Source organism: Faecalibacterium taiwanense (assembly GCF_036632915.2).
Classification (GTDB): Bacteria; Bacillota; Clostridia; order Oscillospirales; family Ruminococcaceae; genus Faecalibacterium; species Faecalibacterium taiwanense.
In genome coordinates, this window is record NZ_CP155552.1 from 2,412,690 (window position 1) to 2,435,113 (window position 22,424).

The window sequence follows — 22,424 nt, forward strand, 5'->3', positions numbered from 1 at the left end:
GCACAGAATATAAGAAAAACAGCCGCACAAAAACGACTGTTTTTCTATCGCAATTTTCAAAAATAGTGCCTATCAAAACGGCATATTTGCGATATGCAGTTTGCGGATGTTGCTTGTGCATTAAAAACGCAAACTGCTATAGAAAGAAGCGGCATCAGTTTGCTTCGTCAAAGACCTCGGTGTCCAGCACCGTGTGTCCCTTGGGGATGTGGTACTTCACGGCGGGCAGATGGACATTGGTGAAGTACAGGCTGGTGTTAGGGTCGCAGCCGATGACCACTGCTTCTCCCCTGCCGCGCACGGCGCAGCACAGGGTGTCGCAATGGGCTTCGGCGGTATCGTTTTCCGCGCTTTCGGCGTAGCCCGGTGTAAAATTGGGCACGGCAAAACCGCAGTCATAGGCTTCGCAGTCGAAACTGCTGTCAATTTCATGGTGGCGGCGGTGGCCGGTGGCCGTGGGAGTGATAGTGGTGGTCACCTCAATCCCGGGGAAGGGCGACCACTGCGCGGTCACAGCCCCGGCTTCAATTTCCCACGTTTTGCTCACCTTGCGCACAAACACGTTGTCGTCGATGACAAAGGCCAGCATACTGTCCGGCGCGGCCTGATTGAGCACCTCCCGGCTGCGGGAGGCGCAGAAGCCAAAGCGGGTATCGTAGGCAAATTTTGCATACTTTTCCGGGAACTGTCCGTGACCGTGGCCCTCGTTGACACCGGCGGCATAGGCCGTTACCCGCCCCGCCCGGCGCTGCACCAGCATATTGGCGTATGGCATGGGCTTGAGCCGCTCCAATGCGGGCATGGGCGCGGCTTCGGCAGACCAGAAGGGGTGGTCATCCGGCAAAGCAAGCAGCAAAAAGCTCTTCATGCCCCAGTAGGGGCTGCCGGGGGCGTTGTACCGCTCGGCCATGTACATCTGCGGGTAGCAGTAGCCGATGGTCAGGATGCCGTCCCGGTCGAACATTTTCTGCCCCAGCCACCAGTTGAAGTTGCGGACGATAAGGCCCTTCATTACCGGCAGGGGCAGCGGCTCCAGCCCTGCCCAGATGCAGGCCGCCCAGAAGCTGTTCTGGGCAAAGCGGTAGGTCAGGCTGCGGCCAAAGGGCAGGGCTGCGCCGTTGGCATCGAACCAATAGACGAACTGCTGCGCGAACAGCTGGGCGCGCTGGCGGTAGAGTGCAGCACGCCGGGGGTCGGTGTCGGCGGCAAATTTAGAGTAGAGCAGTCCGTAATACTGGATGGCCCACGGGATGTAGTAATCCTTTTGCACGGAGGCGCCATCGGTGGACCAGCCGTCGCCGCTGTAATAGCTGTCAATTTTGCAAAGGCCATCCTCCAGCAGTTCCGGGCTGTAAGGCATCCCCACGCTTTTCAGGGCAAGGTTTACAAGGATGCGGAAAAACTGCCAGTTGCAGTCCGGGATGGTGTGGGCGTTGATCTGCCCCAGCCATGCGGCAAGGTTCTGTTTTTCGGTATCAGAAAGCGGGGTCCACAGCTTTTCCGGTGCGGTGAGGATGCCGCAGGCAATAGCCGCCATCTCCACATAGCACTGGTCGTACTCCCCGGTGGTGCCCCAGTATTCGGGGTTTTCCGGGTCGGTGCCGGCGGCAAGACCCTTGCGGTAGATTTTTTCAAATTCCGGGTCGGAACCGCCGCCCACCCAGAAGGGCACCAGCGCCCACAGCGGGCGGCTGAAGGCTTCCAGCTCAATGGCATTTTGGTTGTAGGTCACGCCCGTCTCGCCCAGATGCAGCCGGGCACAGCCTGCGGAATAATAAGGCTTGAGCGGGTCGAGAAATTTGTGCATCAGTGCGGTAAAATCCGCTTTGGTCTGCAAGTTCATTACCAGTACATCTCCCAGTCTTTGGTCAGGCGGGTCAGCGCCTCCATGTAAAAATAATCGCCCCAGCTCGTGCATTCATCCACGCCCTCCGGGGTGCAGGTGTTGTAGGGGCTTTTTTGCTGTAAGTGCCATGCAGCAGCTGGCCGGAGCCGAGGGTGCCGGGCTTTACCGCATAGTTTGCGGTCAGACTAGCCAGCATCTGCCGGGCCAGCGTGCGCCACTGGGCAGCTTCAGCCTCGCCGACATATTTGGCGGCTTCCAGCAGGCCGCAGGCCACGATGGCCGCGGAGGAGGAATCCCGGGGTTCGCCGCTTTCCGGGGCAAAGAGCATATCCCAGCAGGGGATCATATCCTCCGGCAGGCGGGAAAGGAAAAATTCCAGCGCCTTGCGGAACACATCCAAAAACTTTTCGTCGTGGGTGTAGGTGTAGCCAATGGCGCTGCCGTACACGCCCCACGCCTGTCCCCGTGCCCAGAAGCTGTCGTCCTTATAGCCCTGACAGGTGCGGCCGCCCTTGGGGGTGCCGTCCGGGTTCATAAAGAAGGTGTGGTAGGTGCTGCCGTCCGGCCGGAAGGAGTTTGCCAGCGTGGTAGCGGTGTGGGCGGCGGCGATCTCACGGTAGTGGTCACTACCAGTCACCTGCGCTGCCCAGTACAGCAGCGGCACGTTGAGCATACAGTCAATGATATAGCGGTAGTTGCCGGGGTCATCCATAGTGCCCCATGCCTGCAAAAACTTTCCGCTGGGCTGGTAGCGGGTCAGCAGCTGGTCGGCGGCGGCAATGGCGGCGTTTTTGCCGGTTTCGCTGCCCACCAGCTTCCACGCTGCCACGCAGGTGGGGCTGTACAAAAAGCCCATATCGTGGTGGTCCACCTCCACCTTGCGGGCAATGCGATCCGCAAAGCTGTCCACTTGAATGAGGGCGGCGGTCTTGAATTTTTCCTCCCCGGTGGCCTCATAGGCCAGCCAGATCTCACCGGGCCAAAAGCCGCAGGTCCACTGGTTATTGGCGCAGCCGGGGTAGATATCGTTCACACTGGAATGGTTCTGGCACTGGTAGGTGTACAGGGGCAGATTGGTCTCCACCTGTTTGCAGGCATCGGCCAGTGCCTGCCGTGCCTCGGCGTCGGTCATGGCGTGATTCTGGTAGATTTTCATCGTGATTACTCCTTAAATCCAAAGTTTGGGATATCGTGCCAACGCTGGCGCAAAAAGTGCATACCCAGCTTGGGACGGCGGTCCCGGGTGAACAGGCCTTTTTTGTTGCCGTCCACCCGCATGGGGCCCTGCACGGTGTCGTAGTCTGCAAAGTTCCAGACAAATTCTCCCACAAACCACGGGCGCTTGTCAAACTCTGCATCCAGACGGTGGTAGAACTCCACCTGAAACTCCTCACTGAACATCTCGGCTCCGGCGGTGTGCAGACCTGCCACAGTGTCTGCGCCGTACTCGCTCATCATCACGGGCTTGTGCTGCTCTGCCCAGAAATCCAGTTCCTGATTCAAGCCGTAGCAGGCAGCGTCCATGTCGCCGGAAAGGTTGTACCAGCCGTAGTAGCGGTTGATGCAGACGATATCCATGGTGCGGGTGGTAATATCCTTCGTATAGTCGTTCTGGCAGCAGACGAGGGTGACCGGGCGGTTCTGCGGGTCCAGCTGATGCGCCAGTTCATACAGCGGGTGCCAGTAATCGTAGGCATCCTGCGGGAAGTGCTCCAGATCCGGCTCGTTGCCAAGGCTCCACAGCACCACGCAGGGGTGGTTTTTGTCCCGATGGATCATCTCGGCAAGCACCTGCCGGTGATGCTCCGCAAGGGGGTATTCCTTATAGGGGTTCACCGCTGCCCCGCCGCCGATGCCCACCGCCGGGGTCTCGTCCATGACCAGAATGCCCTCCCGGTCGCACAGGTCGTAGAACTCCTCGGCGTAGGGATAGTGGCTGGTGCGCACGGCATTGGCGTTTGCCCAGTGGATCAGGTTCACATCCTTCACGTTCAGCACCGGGTCAAAGCCTCGGCCATGGGCGGTAAAGTCCTCGTGCTTGCAAAAGCCCTTGAAATAGAGCGGCTTGCCGTTCAAAAGCACCTGTGTGCCCCGCACCTCAATGCTGCGCACACCAAAGGTCTGGTCGTAGACATCTGCCCCGCAGGTGGCATGCAGGGTGTACAGGTAGGGCGTGCCGGGTCTGGGCTCCCAGAGATGCACTTCCGGGATGGTGATCGTGCCTTCTGCACTCTCGGCGCTTGCAACGGCGTTGCCGTCAGCATCCAGCACCGTGACACGGACAGGTGCGCTGCCGGTGGTTTTTACCGCGTACTGCACCGTGCCGTCCACGGCGGGCACTATGGTCACATCCTCGATGTACTCTTTAGGGGTGGTGTAGAGCACCACCGGGCGATGGATGCCCGCATAGTTGAAAAAGTCAAAGTTGGGGCGGTTCTGGGGTGCGGCGGCACGCTTGGCAGCCTCCACACTGGGGATACCCGCGTTGTCCGAGCCAAAGAAGGCCAGCTGCCCGTCCTCGTTGCCCACAGGCAGGGTGCTGTGGTTCACCCGGTTGTCACAGGCTACGGTCAGCAGTGCGGTCTCGCCGGGTTGCAGCAGAGCGGTGACGTCCGCTTCAAAGGGGGTAAAGCCGCCCTTGTGCTGCGCAATGAGCTGGCCGTTCAGCCAGACCTTGGCCGTGTGGGTCACCGAGCCGAACCGCAGCACCACCCGCTGCCCGGCGCAGAAGGCGGGCAGGGTGACCTTGCGCTGATACCACACCCAGCCGTAGTGGCGGCGCAGGGCGGTGGTCTGGTCGTTCTGGTCGTTGTAGCTGGCAGGTACCGCGATGGGCTGGGCGTCCGGCAGGGGCTTTGCGGGGTCGAACTGGGTTTCCGCGCAGCTGCCCAGCGCAAACGCCCATGTGCCGTCAAGGCTCAGCTTCAAGCGCGCTTCATTCTGTTCAGGATATAACATAACGCTTTCCCTCTATTTCTGCAAAAAATGCGGGGCGCGGGTACTGCCCACGCCCCGCTTACGGGTGATTTGTTTAGCCCTTGATGCCGGTGGATGCCACGCCCTGCACAAAGTACTTTTGCAGGGAGAGGAACACGATCAGCACCGGGATCAGTGCCACCACAGAGGCCGCCATGATCAGGCCGTACTCTGCAGAATACTGGGTGATGAACATACGCAGACCAATCTGGATGGTCTTGAGTTCGGTCTTGGTCAAGTAGATCAGGGGGCCAAGGAAGTCGTTCCATGTGTTCACGAAGGTGAAGATGGTCAGGGTGGACAGGGCGGGCAGGCTGAGGGGCAGCATGATGTGCCACCAGATGCCGTACTCGCTCAGGCCATCAATGCGGGCAGCCTCACACAGCTCGGTGGGCACGCCCTCGTAGAACTGCTTCATCAGGAACACGCCGAAGGCGCTGAAGGCCTGCAGGCACATAATGGCCAGATGGGTGTTGTTCAAATGCCACGAGCTCATCATCATGAACTGGGGCACCATGTAGGCCTGCCAAGGCACTGCAATGGTGGCAATGTAGCCGAGGAAGAGCACGTTTTTGCCCTTGAACTGCATCTTTGCAAAGGCGTAGGCTGCAAAGGAGGAGGTAAACAGCTGCAACAGGGTGACCACCACGGTGATCTTGACCGTGTTTTTCACAAAGGTCAGCAGCGGGATCTGGGTCCAGATGTCCACATAGTTCTGCCAGCGGGGATTTTTGGGGATCCACTGGATGGGGAAGCCGAACACGTCCTTATTCAGCTTAAAGGAGGAGGACAGCATCCACAAAAAAGGCAGTAGCATACAAGCTGTGATGACGATGAGGAAGAAATAGATCAGGAACTTGGAGATGAAATTGCGGCGCTTCTGGGAAGCGTGGTCTTTAATAACAGCGGTTGCCATGGTTTCTTCCTCCTTTCTCAGTTATCGCCCTTGGAGCCGCGGAACTGGATGATGGTAACGATCAGCACCAGTACGAACAGCACCATGGCAATGGCACTTGCGTAGCCGTATTTCGGGGTATTGACGAAGGCCACATTATAGATGTAGTACACCAGCGTCATGGTAGCAGTGCCGGGGCCGCCCTGCGTGATCATGTACATCTGGTCGTAGACCTTGAAGCCGGAGATGGTGAGCATAATGACCACAAAGAAGGTGGTGGGGCGCAGCTGCGGCAGGGTGATGTGCCAGAACTGCTGCCAGCGGTTTGCACCGTCCAGCTCGGCGGCTTCGTTCAGGTCCGGGTTGCAGCCCTGCAGGCCTGCCAGATAGATGACCATGTAGTAGCCCATGTTCTTCCACACGCTGAACAGGATGACCGTGATCATAGCGGTGTCCTTACCGGCAGCCCAGCGGGGCAGGTTTTCCACCGCCACGCCAAAGAACTGGTTCAGGATCATGTTGATGGGGCCCATGGAGGGGTTGAAGATCATGTTCCACACCGCTGCCACCGCCACCAGCGAAGCAACGTAAGGGAAGAACGCCACGGTGCGGAAGAAGTTGCGCAGCTTCACGTTCTGGTTCAGCAGCACAGCCATGGCCAGCGAGCAGGCCAGCGTCAGCGGCACCGTGCCAATGACGTAGACGATGGTATTTTTCAGCGCCGCCTGAAAAATTTTATCGGTGGTAAAGAGTTTTACAAAGTTCTTCAGACCGATAAACTCGATGGCGTGGCGGCCGTCCCATGCGCAGAAAGCCAGCGCAATGGCAAACACCATGGGCACCAGCGTAAACACGCAGAAGCCAATGAAGTTTGGCGCAATGAAGGAATACGCGATCAGGGAATCGCGGGTCGATTTTTTTAGCACTTTACGGGGAGTTTTATTCTGGACAGCAGCACTCGCCATAAAAGAGCCTCCTTTCCCGGAAGTATAACAGTTTTTCCAAAAAATGAGCGGGGCGGGCGCTGTGCATACCCGCCCCGCTCGGACAGGGCTTTTTTCCGATGCTCGTCCATCGGAAAATGAATGGGGATTGAAAACAATGAAGAAGGAGAACCGCAAACCATTGCGGAAAACGCTTTATCAGCCGAGAACTGCGGGAACCTGATCGTTCATGTTCTGGATGCCCTCGTCCACGGTCTCGCTCATGGTCATAATGGCATCGTGCTCGGCGTTCAGAATGGTCTCGATATCAGATGCGTACTGGGTGTAGGGCATCTCCAGATAAACGTTGCTGGTGGTCAGTGCATCCACAGAGTTGCTGTCCTCGGGGAAGCCTTCGGTGGACTTGATGATCTCGGCGGTAGCAGCGGAGCCGCAGGCCGGGAAGGTGCCGGTCTTGGCAATGGCCTGTGCGCCCTCTTCAGAGACACACCAGTTGATGAAGTCGGCAGCGGCCTCTGCCTTGGGAGAATCGGCGTTGATGGCCAGGCTGGTCACAGTGCCCAGCGTAGAACCAGCCTCTGCACCAGCGGGGTGCGGATACTTGACGATGCCCCAGTTGAACTTGGTCTCAGCATCCTTCATGTAAGCTTCCAGCGTGGAAATGAACCAGCTGCCCATGTTGACCATTGCGCACTGCTGGTTCTCAAAGGCTGCGGAGTAGTGCAGAGAAGAGGTCTTGAGGTAGCCGTAGTCCATGCAGATGCCGTCCTTCTGCTGGGCAATGACCATATCGTAGGTGGGCTTCATGAAGTCGTATTTGCCGTCGATGATGGTGTTCTTGCCGTCCAGAATGGAGAACAGAGAAGCGGCGGAGCGCCAGGTGTGGTAGTGGCAGCCATAGACCTTGGTGTCGCCGGAGCCGCTGGTCATCTTGCGTGCCAGAGCATCGTAATCTTCCATCGTCAGGTCATTGGAGGGATACTCCACACCGGCCTTATCGAACAGATCCTTGTTGTAGTACAGCACCCAGAAGTCGCTGCGGAAGGGCACGGCGTAGAAGTTGCCGTCGTCGGTGGTCAGCTGCTCGATGGTGCCGTTGAAATCGCCAGTGTCGCGGGTCAGTACCTCGTTCAGGGGCTTGAGGTAGTCCAAATTGATCAGGTTTGCGTAGCCGGGGATATCCTTGATGGTCACGATATCCAGATCGGCGCTGCCAGCCAGCTGGGTGGCCAGAACGGTCATGTAATCGCTGGAGCCCAGATCCACCATCTCGATGGTCACGTCCTTGTGGCTTGCCATGTAGCCGTCGGCCATGGCCTGCCAGTAGGGGGTGGACTCCTTATCCCACACCGACCACTGCAGGGTAACAGGGCCTGCGGCTGCGGAAGCAGCGGTGGAACCGGCAGTGGAGGAAGCAGCGGTGGAGCTTGCAGAAGAGCCGCCACAGGCGCTCAGGGCAGCAGCTGCGCCGCAGGCAGCGGCAGCGGTAAGGAACGAACGACGAGAGATCTTTTTCATAAGTGTGTCCTCCTTCAGGGCAGTGTGTTTGTTCTGTGCAGCGGCCTCCCCCGTGCCGGGGAGCCGCTCGCTTTTGTTGACACTAGGATACCGCACAAACGCAAAAACCGGAATGGAAAAATTCCGGGAAGAGTTGCAGTTTTTCTGTATCTTTTAAAAAAAGATGTACTTTCTTACACTGGAGTCTGCACTTTCTTGTTCTCTTGCACAGTTTGCATCCGTGACGAGAGAAAGAAGCATATAAAGTACACAATTCTCATGAAAAAAGCCGTTGACAAACCGCGCCGGAATCAGTACTGTATAAAGGAAAGAATGCAAACTGTCACCAGAAAGGAGGCACCGTTATGAAGAGCAGCCACCGTTTCCCGCTGCGGCGGCAGATCGTGTGGGGAATGCGCTTTTTTACCTTTCTTACCTCTCTGGCCGTGGGCGCGGCGCTGTTCATTCTCTCCAACCAATATGTGCGTGCCAACTCCCTGCAGGCGGCAGAGTTCAACCTGCGGCTGGTGGCTACCTCCATCGAGACCAGTCTGGAAAGCGCCGATGCTCTTTTGAACTGGGCTTCCATTGACAGCACCGTGCGGCGGTACATCTCGCAGGAAAATATCAACGGCACCCAGACCATTGCCGCCTACGAAGCCATGCAGGAAAAATACTATTCCAGCACCCTGTACAGCCATATCCTCCGCTTTTTTGTTACCAATGAGAACGACCGGCATTTGCAGTTTGGCCCGCTGAACTCCTCGGCGGCGCTCAACCGCACCAGCGTAAAGCAGTTTCTCACCAAGGGGTACGGGATGCAGTTCGCCACCGACCCGCTGCTGCCCGGCAGTCCGAGCTGCATCGCCATCAGCCAGCCTGTCCGCTGCGGCAAGGGCACCTTGCACCGGGGCAGCACCTACCTTGCGCTGGATACCGCCATTATCACCGACCCGGCAGCAGGTTACAGCCTGACCGACGGCAGCGCGTTGTACTGGGAGATGGGCAGCCGCCTGTGGCAGATCGAAAACGGCAGCCTGACCGAGATTGAAAATCCGCTGCGGGAGGTGGACTACACCCTGCGCACCGGCAGCAATAACGGCGTGACAGAGCAGACCGCATGGCAGGGCAAGGTGCAGCTGGACGGCCAGAAGTATTATGTAGTCAAGGTAACACTGAACGGCCGCAGCGCGGCACTGGTACAGCTTTTGCCCGCAAATACCTTTTTGCTGCACTACGGCGTGTACCTGTGGCTGGTCGCCCTTGGCACTGCCATCATCTGGGGACTGAGCTTTTTGATGCAGCACTGGCTGGAGCGGGTCATCACCCGCCCGGTGGAGGCGCTGCAAAAGCGCATCGAAACCGTGGGCAGCGGCAACTTTGCCCCCGACCGCACGGTGGAGTGGAACAACGAGCTGGGCGACATCGGCCGGGGCATCAACCAGCTGGCTGAAAACGTGGACAGCCTGATGACCCGCCGGGTGGAGGACGAACGTCGCAAGCAGGAGCTGGAATACCGGATGCTGCAAAACGAGGTGAACCCGCACTTTATCTACAACACCCTCAACAGCATCCGCTGGATGGCTACCATCCAGCACGCGCCCGGCATTGCCGAGATGGTCACCGCCTTTGCACGGCTGACCAAAAGCATCTCCAAAGGCACCCAGAAGCTGGTGCCTTTGCAGGAGGAGCTGGCATTGCTCAACGATTACTTTACCATCCAGCAGTACCGCTACGGCGGCGACCTGGAGATTGAGGTCTCCCGCATTGAAAGCGAGACCCTTTGCCGGGACTGCATGATTCCCCGGTTCACCTTGCAGCCGCTGGTGGAAAACGCCATCTTCCACGGGCTGGAACCCAAGGGCGGCCACGGCAGCGTGCTGCTGGATATCTCCACCGACCCGGATACCGGGGACGTATTGCTGCGCATTACCGATGACGGCGTGGGCATGCCGCCGGAGCAGGTAGCTCACCTTCTGGACGAGCCCGCCGAGGGTGCCGAAAAGGCTGAAAAGTTCCGTCATGTCGGCCTGTGGAACGTGAACCGCCGCATCCGGTATTCCTTTGGCGAGGGTTACGGCCTGACCATTGAAAGTGAAGAGGACGTGGGCACCGAGGTCACCATCCGGCTGCCCTATCAACAGAAAGGAGACACCCATGCTGCGGATATTACTGGTGGATGATGAGCCGCTGGTGCTCATCGGCCTGCAGGGGATGCTGGAATGGGAAAAGCTGGGCTATACCGTCTGCGGCACCGCCCGCAACGGAAAGCTGGCGCTGGAACTCATTGAGCGGGAGAAGCCGGATATCGTCATTGCCGACGTAAAAATGCCGGTGATGGACGGGCTTACCCTTGCCCGCACCTGCCGGGAGCGCAACGCCCTGCCCGCCTTTATCATGCTGACCAGCTTTGAAGAATTTGATTACATCAAGCAGGCCATGGGTGCCGGAGTGGTGGATTATCTGGTCAAGCTGGACCTGACCCCCGAAAACCTGCAAACCGCCCTTGCCAAGGCCGCCGAAAAGGTAAAAAAGGAGCGTGCTTTGCTGGGCGAATTGTCAGCACAGGAAAATCTTGCCGAGAGTGTGCGCAGCTATCAGGAGCGTTTTTTCGTGCGGTTGTACGCCGGGCTGTTCCCGGACGAAGCCGCATTGGAGCAGCCTTTGCAGCACATGGAGCTGAACCTTGCAAGCGACGCCTACCTTGTAGCCAGCTGCGAGATCATCGCCAACACCGCCCTTACCCCCGCCCAGCAGCTGAAGCTGAGTTTTTCCTGCGGGCGGATGCTGGAGACCACCCTGCAAAACTACCTGCCCTGCTATGTGACCGGGGCGGATGCCATGCGCTGCAATGTGCTTTTCTGCCTGACCGATGCCCAGTGCCAAAAATACCGGACGGTACTGCGCCCGCTGCTGGAACGCGCCAGCCAAATTCTATACAACTATTTCACGGTACGGCTGCTCTGGGCGGTAGGACGCCCCACCGGCTCCCTGCTGGGGCTGGCGCGCCGCTGCCGGGAAAACGCCCACCTACAGCCCCTGCTCACGGTGGAGCAGCCCATCCAGTTCGTGGAGGTCAACGAGGGCGACGCCACCGCCGGGAAGATGCAGGTGGTGGCACAGGTGCAGGAGTATGTTAAGAATCATCTTTCGGAAAAACTGACGCTGGCCGATGTGGCGGCTGTATTCAATTTTTCGCCCAACTACCTCAGCCAGCTGTTCGGCAAATACGGCGACAGCGGCTTTGTGGAGTACATCACCGAGACCCGCATCGCTGCGGCAAAAGAGATGCTGGAACAGGGCGATTTGAAAGTATACGAGATCGCTGAGAAACTGGGGTACGAGAGCGCTTTCTATTTTTCCAAGGTATTCAAAAAGGTCACGGGGCTCAGCCCGCGGGAATACCAGCAAAGTATTTAAAATCGGAGGCTTTTATGATACAGGAACAGCTTGCTCATCTGCCGGAATTTCTTCCCGATTACCGGCCCTTTCCCCCTGTCAAAGAGCACACCGCATGGCAGGGGCTGCCCCTGCGGGCAAAGCAGCGCTTTTTGCAGGCGGGGGAAGCCGCGCTGCAAACGCCCATTGCGCCCCTGCCGCTCTCGCTCTGGCTGGATTTCACCCACACTGGGCGGCGCACCCCATGGGAGACGGCTTACTTTTCCCGCCGGGCGCGGCTGTGCGCGCTGGTAAGTGCCGAGTGTGTGGAGCACAAAGGGCGCTTTCTGGATGAAATTGCCGATACCGTATGGGCGATCTGCGAGGAAAGTGCATGGCAGCTGCCCGCCCACAACAGTTATGTGCGAGACACCCCGCAGCTGCCCCTGCCGGACACCACCCGCCCCATCGTGGATTTATTTGCCGCCGAGACCGGCGCGCTTCTGGCGCTGACCCGGTACTTACTGCCCGATGAGCTGGATACTGCCGCGCCGGGCATCACGGCGAGGATGGAGCGGGAGCTGGACGCCCGCATCCTGACGCCTTATTTTACAAGCCACTTCTGGTGGATGGGCAACGGCGAAGAGCCTATGTGTAACTGGACGAGCTGGTGCACTCAGAATGTGCTGCTCACCGTTTTTCTGCTGCCCACCACCCAGCAGCAGCGAAAAGCTGCCGTCAAGCAGGCAGCCTACAGCCTCGACTGCTTTTTGAAGGACTACGGCGCGGACGGCTGCTGCAACGAGGGTGCGCAGTATTATCGCCACGCCGGACTGACCCTGTGGGGCTGTCTTGAAATTTTATCCAACGTTGCGCCGGAGGCCTTCCGCCCGCTATTCAGAGAAACAAAGATCAAAAATATCGCGGAGTACATCTGCAATGTCCATGTGGAAGGACCTTACTATCTGAACTTTGGCGATTGCAGCCCCCTGGCCGGGCGCTGCGGTGCACGGGAATACCGCTTTGGACAGGCCGTAGGCAGCGATGCTTTGCAGGCCCTTGCGGCGGCAGATTTCCGCGCCGATGCCGACCCCGACCATTTGCAGAACCCGGACGGCAGCACCCACATCAACCTGTGGTACCGGCTGACCACCGCCTTTGCCGAGCAGGAACTGATGGAATACGCCGCAGTTCCCCAGCATCGTTCTGCAGTATGGTACCCCAGTGTAGGCATTTATGCCGCACGGCAGGGCAGCTGGGTGCTGGGTGCAAAGTTTGGCTCCAACGGCGACAGCCACAACCACAACGATACCGGCAGCATTACCGTGTACAAGGACGGAAGACCGTTTCTCATCGATATCGGAGTGGAGAGCTACACCAAAAAGACCTTCAGCCCTCAGCGGTATGAGATCTGGACGATGCAGAGCGCATGGCACAACCTGCCCACCTTTGACGGCGTGCAGCAGCTGCCCGGCGCGGAATACGCTGCCCGGGAGGTGTGCACCGAGGAAAATAGCATCACCGGCGAACTGGCGGGCGCGTACCCGCCCATCCCGGGGCTTACCACCTACCGCCGCAGCGTATCTGTCAGCGAACAGGGCATCACCCTGCGGGACGAAACAGACTATCCCGGCACAGTAGACCTGACCCTGCTCACCGAGCAGCAACCCGTCCCCACTGCGGACGGCTTTGCGGTGGGCACACTGGGCGGCATCCGCTTTGACCCGGACGCCGCAACGGCTGCTGTTACGGCGGTGCCTATCACCGACCCGCGCCTGCGCACCGCATGGCCGGAAACGATCTATAAGATCACCCTGCATTTCCAAAAAATGCTGAAGCTCGAACTGTACTAAGGAGAACTGCCATGGAAACCATCAAGCTGAAAATTCTGGACGAAGCCGGCCACACCCTGATGACCTGTGACGCTGACACCGCCGTATCCCTTGTTTACACCAACTGCTACAAGCCCGGCGACCGGGTGGCGCTGGAGATCGACCATCCCGGGCAGTACTGCGTCATCCAGTTCGAGGACACCATGCCCGAAGCCCTTGTGTATGTGGTCAAGCGGGAGATCAACTTCCACATTCCCTTCGGGGAGCAGGCCATCACCTACTCGCCCAAGAGCTTTGCGGGCAGCCGTCACGTTATCCGGGCACGGCTGGCACTGCCGGAAGAGATTGCCGCCCGGCGGAATCTGGCCTTCAACTGCTATGACGAGCATGGCGACACCGGTTTTTATCCCCACGCCAGCGCCAACGTAGAAACGCGCGGCGAGGCGGTGTTTGCCGCCCGCAACGCCATCGACGGCATTTTTGAGAACAGCGCCCACGGCGAGTATCCCTACCAGAGCTGGGGCATCAACCGCGACCCGAACGCAGCCCTGACGCTGGATTTTGGCCGGGAAGTACTGCTGGATGAGCTGCGCATCACCGAGCGGGCAGATTTCCCCCACGACAACTACTGGGTAAAGGCCACGGTGGAATTTTCTGATGGCAGCCAGCTGGACATCCCGCTGGTGAAAAGCGCCAAACCCCAGAGCGTGGCCTTTGAGCCCAAGCGGGTGCGCAGCCTTGTGCTGAAGGATCTGATTCAGGCCGAGGGGACTTCCCCCTTCCCGGCGCTGACCCAAATCGAAGCCTTTGGCACCGAGGTGAAGTAAAATGAGCATCTACAATGCCCTTTATGGGCGGGACGGCCACGGCGTAGGCCCAAACGAGCCGGAGAAAAAAGGCTTTGCACGCTTTTGCCAGATGGTCGGCCGCGACCTCGGCCAGCTGCTGGGCACGAACCTGATGGTCTGCGTGCTCTGCCTGCCTGCCGCACTGGGGGTCTCGCTGGGCGTAACCCTGCTCTCCCTGCCGCTGACGGTGGTGTGCAGTGCGGTCACCGGTCTGCTGACCGGCCCTGCCATGGTGCTGCTGGCAGACTGCGCTCTGCGCAGCTTGCAGAACGACCCCTCCCAGTGGCTGCCCCGGGCAAAGCAGACCCTAGCCGCCCATTGGAAAGCCGCCTGCGGCTTTGGCTGCATTGGCACGCTGGTGCTGGGGCTGCTGTGCTTTGTATCGGCCTTTGTGTTTGAAGCCGCCGCGCAGCAGGGGTATTACCCCGGGCTTGCCATTCTCGTTTTTCTGGCGCTGGATTTTCTGGTGCTGGCGGTTCTGGCTACGCTTTGCGCTGCCGTTCTGCCGCTGCAACTGCCCGCCCCGGACAGCTTGCTGCGCCGGGCGGGCAGGCTGCTGGCTGTCGCCCCGGCGCGCTGCGTCCTGGCAGGCGTTCTCATGCTGGCGGGCATCGGCGGCATGATCTTGCTGTTCCCGGTCAGCGTGTTCTGGGCGGTGCTGTTCGGCTTCTGGCTGCCGGGGCTGGCAGCGATGCAGACCCTGTTCCCGGTTTTGCGGCAGGAATACGGCGTAGAGGTGCGCAGCATCCCGCGCCCGGCAGCGCCGGATAAGCCCCTGACCGCACAGGAGCAGAAAAAGCGCTCCCGCGCCAACTGGTGGTATTACAACTGGGGCATCGTGGCGGTGGCGGCAATGGTCATTGTGGGCGTAGCGTATGTGGCGCACGGCCTGCTGACTACCGTAGACCCGGACTACACCGTGGCGGTAGTCACGGCGGAGGCCCTGCCGGACGAGGCCGTGCAGCGCCTGCAGACTGCGCTGGCAGACTATGCGGAGGACGCCAACGGCGACGGGACTGTGGTGGTGCAGGTGAACAACTACACATGGAGCGCCGATGCCGCCCTGACCGACATGAACGGTCAGATGGCCGGTGCCACCCAGATGAACACCGACCTTGCCAACGGCGAGAGCAAAATCTGGATCTTGGATGACCCGGAGGGCTTCGAACAGGCCTATGGGGCACTGAGCGAAAAGCTGGGCGCGGAATGGCAGACAAAGCTTATCCCGTGGCGCAGCCAGCCCGCCCTTTCCGGGCTGGAACTGGGCAGCTACAACACTGCCGCCGATGGCAGCCAGACTGTTGATATCCAGAGCCGCTTTGCCGGGTACAGCGTGGCAGTGTTTGATGCTTCAGATGCGTTGTGGCAGGCGCTCAATTCGTAAACAGAAACGACCGTCCGTTCTCTTTTTGTTTATGTGGTATTCTATACACAGAAAAATAGACGGAGGCATACCGCCATGAATCCCCATACCACGCTGAATCTTGCCAAGATTGCTCTGTGCGCGGTGGAAACCGTACTGAGGAATACTTCGCCCGATGCAGAGGACTATCCCCCAGCCAGTTGAATAAAATAACAACGCTGCAAGTGCTTATCGTCAGGCTGTTACAGATGCAGCAGCATAAAACGGACATCTCTTCAATAAAAAAGTCAAGTAGACTTCAATTTGAGCCAAATAGTAAGACTTCTTATGCTTTACCGTCATAAATTTTTCAAAATCATCTTGACGCACCTTGCGAAACATGATATTCTCTGTCACAAATCTCACTGATTTTGTGGATTGGTTTGAAACCATCCACAAGATGTGGTCGTGTTCATTTTGAACACAGCCACAGAAAGTGGTTGGTTATCACCGTGAGACCCACCACTTCCGTGAGGAAAAGTCCACGAAGAATTTACCGCCCCGCAACACACCCGATTCATTTTGCCGCCGATTCACCCGACAAAATCCATCGCTGCGCTGCGTGGGCGGTATTTTTCTTTTTCACAAATAAAATCTTATGTAGTTGTTCAATCTTCCAAAATTTGTTTTTAGTTGTTGACTGTACAACTTCAAAGTGTTATTCTTGTGTTTGAAAGAAGTAGGACGTAGTGTCCGCGCTGTGCCCGGCTTTCTTCATACCGAACCTTGAATCCTTCATAAGCCGTCTGAACGTGATACTGCGCCACAACCTCACACTTTCTGTGGGCGAGCCGGACAACGCCGCTGCACAAACAGGGGCAGGAACTTCGTTCGGAGCAAACGGTGACCCCATTACATGAGCAGCGGAACTCTCTACTTATTTTTGCGTCTTAACAATTCGGAAACATTTGTTGAACTTGTCGGGGCTAGGCCCCTCCATCTGCTATCGCAGACCGTTCTGCCGCTTAAAAGCCCCACTGGGGCTTTCATTGCTGCGCTGCGCTTCGCAAACGCGGTCCCACCCCAAACCCTGCTCATGGTTCGCACCTGACGGTGCGAACAGCAACGGCGTGTCGTGTTTTACATAACTTCACCGAGGAGTTATCGAACAGACAGGAGGTACAATGAACAAAACGAATGTTCAATCGACCCCTAGCAATTCCCAGCACCACGACACGCCGAACAACAAAACGCACGTCATCAAGTTCCGTGTGACAACGGAGGAAAAAGCGTCACTGGAACTCACTTGCAAACTCCTGAATCTCTCCCTCTCCACTTTTATCCGCCGTGCCATTCACAACGTCAAGATCGAGAAAACAGTCATCGTTGCTGGTGGCGGAGAAGAAACCCTGACCGCTGTTTCCACTTTGCTTGCCCAGTGCAGCAAGGTGGGCAGCAATCTCAACCAGCTTGCAAGGCACTTCAATTCCGGCGGTGCAGACACCGAGCAGATCCGGGCGAAACTCCTTGACGAACTTGCAGACCTGACTGCATTCCGGCTGCACGCCGAGAAAGTTCTGGGTGAACTGTATGGCAACGCTCAAGCATATCGCCTCTAAAAACTCGGACTACACCGCCATCGAAGCGTACCTCGTTTACCAGCACGATGAATTTTCCGGCAAGGTAATTCTGGACAAGCAAGGCCGCCCCATGCTGCGAGAATCGTACATCCTCGACACCCTTGAGTGTGGCGATTTCTCGTTTGCAACAGCCTGTCTGCTGGCAAACCGCAAGTATGGTAAGAATACCCAGCATGGTGATATAGGCATGTCACCAGTCTTGTCTCCGCTTTACAAATGGATTTTCCTAAAAAGACACGATTATCTGGCCGATATTATTTAATCGTTTTCATCATCTGTATTTGCGTTATCTGTGTCGATTTGCTGAAAGTTGGTATTTGTTCCCAGAACACTCCCTAGTACCGCTGCAACACCAACTACAGTAACTCCTGCTATCATCGCCATCTTAGTCAACCATTTTTTATTTTCAGAGTCTTTTTTATCCACAGCATTGGCAATATCTTTCATTTGTTCGATAATATATTTTCGCTCATCGAAAGATAAGGTATCTTTGTCTAATTCTGTTTGTAGTGCCATTATTATTGAGTTGTATGTTTCATATGTACTTCTTAGACTCTCGTTATCTGAATCTATAGCTCGATTCAGCAATTCCTTGTAATCAAGGAGAATTGTTTTAACTGTCCCAGAAAATTCAGGGAACTGCTCCAATGCTTTTTGGCAACTTCCGGCTCCATTTTATCTACCATCGACGCCAACTGAACAACATTTGCTTTCGTAAGATGTCTGAAATCATCTATACCTAGCTTTTTCAGAGCACGCTTTTCGCTTATCCGATAGTCCATTTCGTCATCCTCCACATATGCGACGGCCACTTTTGACCTAATAATAACATACTCCAAAAACATTTTCCATCCTAACTATTTATTTGACCTTAAACATTGTTATCCCAGCGTTTTAGCAACACCGTGCAGAGCTGACAGCGTACCGGGCGGCAGCAGCCTATTTCAAGGCAAACAACATTACCAAGCTGCCCAGCCCGAAAAAGCTGGAAGCCGAGTATGCGCAGTTGGCATCCGAAAAGGCGAAGTTCTACGAGCAGTACAAGGAAGCCAAGGAAGAACTGCTCAAGCTGAAAACCGCAAAGCAGAATGTTGCGTCCTTTTTCCGGGAGGAAGAACAGGCGCAGCAGGAGAGATAAAGGAGTGTGCGTATGATCAACTTGAAAATCGACCCGGAGTTTCAGTCCCAGATTTCCCCTCTGACCGATGATGAATTCAAGCAGCTTGAAGAAAATATCCTGAAAGCGGGCAAGCTGCTCTCTCCTTTGATCGTGTGGAACAATACACTTGTTGACGGTCACAATCGTTATGCGATTCTTCAGAAGCATCCCGAAATCTACTTTTCTACCATGCCGCTCCGCTTTGCAAATCGTGAGGAAGCTCTCGCTTGGATCTGCAAGAATCAGCTGGGGCGGCGCAATTTAACCCGGAGCAGAAGAAGTTCCTCATTGGAAAGCAGTACAGTGTGGAGCATCGAAAGCCCGGTGGAAACGGCAACAACCAGTATACGGTTACTACCGAAGAACCTGTTCAGGAGGAATTGTGTCAAAATGACACAATTCCTCCCACTGCTACGGAAAACAGCGTCCGTAAGCAGATTGCGGAGCGGAACAATGTCAGCGAATCCTACGTTGCCCGTTCTGAAAAGTTCATGCGGGGCGTGGAGATCATGGAGCAGATGATGCCCGGTACAAAAGAAAAGATCCTGTCCGGGCAATTCAAAGTCCGTGATGCCGATATGCACCGCCTCGCCAGAGCTGATTTTCCGAACCGCAAGCAGATCGTGCACGAGATTCTGCACCCGGAAGACCGTTCGGCTCCGCAGTCGAGCTACTCACACTACTCTGGAATCAACTACTCAGCGCTGGAAGTCGCTGTCCGGCGGATTCAGCAGGACTTTGATTTTTTGACGAGATACTTGCCTAAGCTACCGGACGATTCCTACGCCAAAACTGAAACGCTAAAAATCCTCAAGCAACACAAAGCGTATATGGCACAGTTTGAAGAAATGCTGAACGATAAAGAAATCGCATAACGACAGGCACTTGTAAGCCATCAACGAGCCACCAGCCGCAAGTGCAGGGCGGAAAACATCCGCGCTCTTGCGCCTGATAAAAATGGAACTTTGATTTTCTCGCCTGGCTTTGCCACGGTGGGACGATCAAAGGAGCGTGCGTTTGAACAAAAAGAAAAAGTCCACAAATACTTCCCCTTATCCCGATGAAGTCATCGACCGTCTGGCGCGGGCATTCTACCCGGCCATCCTTGCCTGCTGGAACAGTGAGGAAGGTCAGCGGGAGTTTGCCGCGTGGCAGGCGGAACAGGCTCATATCTCTGGCAAAGAAAAACAGGAAGTTCCCGCTAGCAGAGTTCCCATAAAACAGTATTTGCAAAAGTTCCCTAAATGGGGAAGATTTGGCGTGACTTCGGTCACGCCTTTTCTTTGCTTCCAGTTCATCCAGAGGATGTACCCCAGCCCATCGTACTTGATATGGATGTGCTGCACCCGCTTTCCGCTGGACTTATCCGGGGCATCCACATAGATAGCGGACACCAGTTCACGGAGAGCATAGGGGTGAGTTCTTCAATATGGACGTACTTGTGCGCTTTCTGGACGAACTTTTCAATATTCTCGATTTGCTGTTCCTGTACTTCGATTTCCTGCTGGATAGAGAGGACGTCCTCTTCCAGCTGCTTCTGCTCGGCATCGTAACTCTGGCTCATCATGTCAAAACGTTCATCGCTCAGCTTTCCACTGGCGTTGTCCTCGTAGATCTTCATGAACAGCCGTTTGAGATCTGCGATCCGCTTCTCATTCCGGGCAAGCTGCTTCTTCAGGACGGTCAGCTTTTCGGTGCTTTCCACCCGAAGCTGCTCCTCCATGACCTTGCGGAAGTAGTCTTCATGGCAAAGGATGTAGTCCGTTACCTGCTGGATATGGTTCAGCACACGGCCTTCCAGAACCTTTACCCGGATGAAGTGTCCCTTGCACTTGCTCCCGTTCTTCTTGTGCAGAGAGCAATCAAAGAAGTCTTGACTGAAGTCCCTGTTATTGGACGAACCATATTGCATCTTGGAACCGCAGTCAGCGCAGTAGACCATACCGGAGAAAATGCTGCTCTTGCCTGTCCGGGTCATGCGGTGACGCTGGTTACGAATCTCCTGAACCTTTTCAAACACATCATCGTCAATAATGCGCTCATGTGTATCCGGGAAGATAGCCTGATTTTCCACAGGATTCAGATGTCTCTTTTTATCCCAGATAGAGTTAGTATAGGTCTTGAAATTGACTGTGCAGCCAGTGTACTCCCGGCGTTCCAGAATCAAACTTACTGCTCTTTTATCCCAGCGATAAGGGTCTTCCGGGGCAGGTGCGTTTGTACTCCGGCCATGGCTCAACTTGTAGGCGGTAGGGGTCAGAACCTTATCTTCCCACAGTTGGTTCGCAATTTGGGTCGGCCCACGGCCTTCCATGCACATGGAGAAGATGCGCTTCACGACCGCAGCCGCTTCCAGATCAACAAGCCAATGCTTCGGGTTCTCCGGGTCTTTTACATAGCCGTACGGCACATTGACCGTCAGCGGTACGCCACGCTCTCCCTTGGCCTTCTGAACGGCCCGAATCTTGCGGCTGGTATCGCGGGCGTAAAACTCGTTGAACCAGTTCTTAATGCCCGCAAAATCGTTGTTTACGCTGTTCGGGTCAATGGTGTCGTAGTTGTCGTTAATGGCAATGTAGCGAACGCCATACTGGGGAAAGGTGAAGTTGGTGTACAGACCTGTCAAGGCAGAATTGCGCCCCAGTCGGGATAAATCCTTCGTGATAACGATTCCTACACGCCCTGCTTCGATCTCGACCAGCATACTCTGAAAGCCGGGACGGTCATAGTTCGTGCCGGAGTAGCCATCATCCACAAAGAACACCGGGTTCGGGAAGTAGTTCTTCTTGGCGTATTCCAGAAGGATGGCCTTCTGGTTCTCAATGGACAGGCTTTCGCCGAGCCGTGCGTCCTCTTGCGACAGTCGGCAGTAAAGTGCGGTGATTTTATTCGTTGCTCCAGACATTGTTGTGTCCTCCTTACTCTGTGGAGCAACTGTCAGTACAGGATTGGTTACCGGGTCAAGTATAGCAGAATTGGGCGCAGTTGTCATTCGTCTGCACCCTCATCTTCAAATTTTTGCTGGGCGTTCTTGGCAACAATGCGCTCCAGCTTCTTCAAAAAGGATTCCTTGCCCTCATAGCTGCCGGTCACGGTGTAGGTGGTGTGACCGACTTTCTCCGTGGTGGTCAGTTCTGGAATCCAGAAAGCGGACAGGTTCTTGACATGGAGGTTGCCGTTCTCGTCCACATAAGAGCCGTGTTTCTTCTGCTCTTCGGTCAAGGGCTGCCGCTTGAAATAGATTTCATTTTCGGAGATGCTCACGGTTTCGCTGGCTTGCTCCTTCGGGGTGTCGTCATACAGCTGGGCAAAAAATGCCAGTGCATCCTCGGGTGAGTCTTCCTCCATGAGCTGCTCGAAAACTCGCTGCTCCTCTGCCGAGAGGTTGTTCCATGCGGCATCCAACTCCTGCTCGTTGGCCGCGTTGACAAAGGCTTCGATTTCTTTTTTCATGGTGCATCCTCCTTTGGCTGCGGAAAGCGGTTTTTCAAAAAGTATGGGTTTTCGTGAGAGCAAGAATCGTCCCGTGGCCACAAATTTTCAATACTTGAAAATTCCTGCCCCTTTGGGACTGCTTCTTGTTGGGGCGTGCCTGCCCCAAACCCTGCCAGATAAAAGCAAAGGGGCATTATCTGCCCCGATGCTTTTCCTTTCGCTTCTGCTGTTTCAGTTCAAACTGACGCTGCTTTTCTGCTTCGCGTTGTTTACGGCTAAGTGCTTTTCGCACCAGCTTATTTTCTTCTCGCTGCATTTGCAACGCCTGCTGTGACTTTGTACCGATTCCTGTGGCAACTGTTTCCTTTCGGATTTGTCGTTGCAATCGCTTTGGGTTCACAGACTCTTTCTTTACAACTGTCTCAACAGATGGACTGAAGCGCAGCCGACTGTAATTTTTGAGCAGATACTCCCAGACTTCATAGTCCTTTGGTTCTGGACCAAACACGACTTTACACACTGAAAGCTTTCTTCTCTCAATACGTTCAAATACTCCGATCCAGAATGGATCCTCAAAAAATACAGTCAGCTTTGTAGAATCAATGTCCATAACGAAACCCTCCTGAAATAAA

Annotated in this window: 17 protein-coding genes and 2 pseudogenes; 8 read left to right on the forward strand and 11 right to left on the reverse strand. The window is 56.0% G+C overall.

Annotated features, from left to right (window positions below):
- Positions 1-154: 154 nt before the first annotated feature.
- The 6 genes from PXT33_RS11875 to PXT33_RS11900 all read right to left on the reverse strand — a co-directional run bounded on the left by PXT33_RS11875 (position 155) and on the right by PXT33_RS11900 (position 8,179).
- Positions 155-1,843, reverse strand: coding sequence for a DUF2264 domain-containing protein (locus PXT33_RS11875; RefSeq protein ID WP_332376631.1), 1,689 nt, complete (start codon positions 1,841-1,843; stop codon positions 155-157).
- Between the two features lie 34 nt (positions 1,844-1,877).
- Entirely contained in the window at positions 1,878-3,002 is a 1,125-nt protein-coding gene (locus PXT33_RS11880; protein WP_405002385.1) for a glycoside hydrolase family 88 protein, read from the reverse strand.
- A gap of 5 nt (positions 3,003-3,007) precedes the next feature.
- Complete coding sequence (uidA, locus tag PXT33_RS11885) at positions 3,008-4,804, reverse strand: beta-glucuronidase (RefSeq protein ID WP_332376634.1); 1,797 nt, start codon at positions 4,802-4,804, stop codon at positions 3,008-3,010.
- A 73-nt stretch (positions 4,805-4,877) separates the two neighbouring features.
- Entirely contained in the window at positions 4,878-5,738 is an 861-nt protein-coding gene (locus tag PXT33_RS11890) for a carbohydrate ABC transporter permease (protein WP_097778345.1), read from the reverse strand.
- Between the two features lie 17 nt (positions 5,739-5,755).
- The gene (locus tag PXT33_RS11895; RefSeq protein ID WP_112090881.1) at positions 5,756-6,682 is read right to left on the reverse strand and encodes a carbohydrate ABC transporter permease; all 927 of its coding nucleotides are present in this window, start codon (positions 6,680-6,682) and stop codon (positions 5,756-5,758) included.
- A 177-nt stretch (positions 6,683-6,859) separates the two neighbouring features.
- A complete protein-coding gene (locus PXT33_RS11900) occupies positions 6,860-8,179 on the reverse strand; it encodes a sugar ABC transporter substrate-binding protein (protein WP_223388700.1) in 1,320 nt (439 codons plus the stop codon).
- A gap of 344 nt (positions 8,180-8,523) precedes the next feature.
- On the opposite strand from PXT33_RS11900, the gene PXT33_RS11905 reads away from it, so the two are divergent.
- From PXT33_RS11905 to PXT33_RS11935, 7 genes are all read left to right on the forward strand, one after another.
- On the forward strand, positions 8,524-10,341 hold the full coding sequence (locus PXT33_RS11905; RefSeq protein WP_015565853.1) for a sensor histidine kinase: 1,818 nt from the start codon (positions 8,524-8,526) through the stop codon (positions 10,339-10,341).
- Entirely contained in the window at positions 10,316-11,578 is a 1,263-nt protein-coding gene (locus PXT33_RS11910; RefSeq protein ID WP_015565852.1) for a response regulator, read from the forward strand. The genes PXT33_RS11905 and PXT33_RS11910 overlap by 26 nt, the downstream gene beginning before the upstream one ends.
- A 14-nt stretch (positions 11,579-11,592) precedes the next feature.
- Positions 11,593-13,389, forward strand: coding sequence for a heparinase II/III family protein (locus tag PXT33_RS11915; RefSeq protein ID WP_015565851.1), 1,797 nt, complete (start codon positions 11,593-11,595; stop codon positions 13,387-13,389).
- Between the two features lie 11 nt (positions 13,390-13,400).
- The gene (locus PXT33_RS11920) at positions 13,401-14,195 is read left to right on the forward strand and encodes a hypothetical protein (RefSeq protein WP_015565850.1); all 795 of its coding nucleotides are present in this window, start codon (positions 13,401-13,403) and stop codon (positions 14,193-14,195) included.
- Position 14,196: 1 nt separating this feature from the next.
- Complete coding sequence (locus tag PXT33_RS11925; RefSeq protein ID WP_015565849.1) at positions 14,197-15,600, forward strand: hypothetical protein; 1,404 nt, start codon at positions 14,197-14,199, stop codon at positions 15,598-15,600.
- Between the two features lie 1,142 nt (positions 15,601-16,742).
- Complete coding sequence (locus tag PXT33_RS11930) at positions 16,743-17,177, forward strand: plasmid mobilization protein (protein WP_332376636.1); 435 nt, start codon at positions 16,743-16,745, stop codon at positions 17,175-17,177.
- The gene (locus tag PXT33_RS11935) at positions 17,149-17,460 is read left to right on the forward strand and encodes a hypothetical protein (RefSeq protein WP_405002386.1); all 312 of its coding nucleotides are present in this window, start codon (positions 17,149-17,151) and stop codon (positions 17,458-17,460) included. Before PXT33_RS11930 ends, PXT33_RS11935 begins: the two co-directional genes overlap by 29 nt.
- On the opposite strand, the gene PXT33_RS11940 is transcribed toward PXT33_RS11935, so the two are convergent.
- Together PXT33_RS11940 and PXT33_RS11945 are read right to left on the reverse strand one after the other, a co-directional pair.
- On the reverse strand, positions 17,457-17,846 hold the full coding sequence (locus tag PXT33_RS11940; RefSeq protein ID WP_347070330.1) for a hypothetical protein: 390 nt from the start codon (positions 17,844-17,846) through the stop codon (positions 17,457-17,459). The two genes, PXT33_RS11935 and PXT33_RS11940, sit on opposite strands and share 4 nt — an antisense overlap.
- Before the next feature lie 223 nt (positions 17,847-18,069).
- Positions 18,070-18,498, reverse strand: a complete 429-nt coding sequence (locus PXT33_RS11945) for a hypothetical protein (protein ID WP_347070561.1) — start codon at positions 18,496-18,498, stop codon at positions 18,070-18,072.
- Between PXT33_RS11945 and PXT33_RS11950 the strand changes: the two are divergent.
- Positions 18,397-19,232: pseudogene (locus tag PXT33_RS11950) on the forward strand (hypothetical protein). The gene PXT33_RS11945 and the pseudogene PXT33_RS11950 overlap by 102 nt on opposite strands.
- Positions 19,233-19,523: 291 nt before the next feature.
- On the opposite strand, the pseudogene PXT33_RS11955 reads toward PXT33_RS11950, so the two are convergent.
- From PXT33_RS11955 to PXT33_RS11965, 3 genes and pseudogenes are all read right to left on the reverse strand, one after another.
- Positions 19,524-21,349: pseudogene (locus tag PXT33_RS11955) on the reverse strand (recombinase family protein).
- The gene (locus tag PXT33_RS11960) at positions 21,346-21,810 is read right to left on the reverse strand and encodes a hypothetical protein (protein ID WP_156074783.1); all 465 of its coding nucleotides are present in this window, start codon (positions 21,808-21,810) and stop codon (positions 21,346-21,348) included. The pseudogene PXT33_RS11955 and the gene PXT33_RS11960 overlap by 4 nt, the downstream one beginning before the upstream one ends.
- A gap of 175 nt (positions 21,811-21,985) precedes the next feature.
- Positions 21,986-22,402 (reverse strand): YjdF family protein, encoded by a 417-nt coding sequence (locus tag PXT33_RS11965; RefSeq protein ID WP_156074781.1) that lies wholly within the window; start codon positions 22,400-22,402, stop codon positions 21,986-21,988.
- Positions 22,403-22,424: the final 22 nt, after the last annotated feature.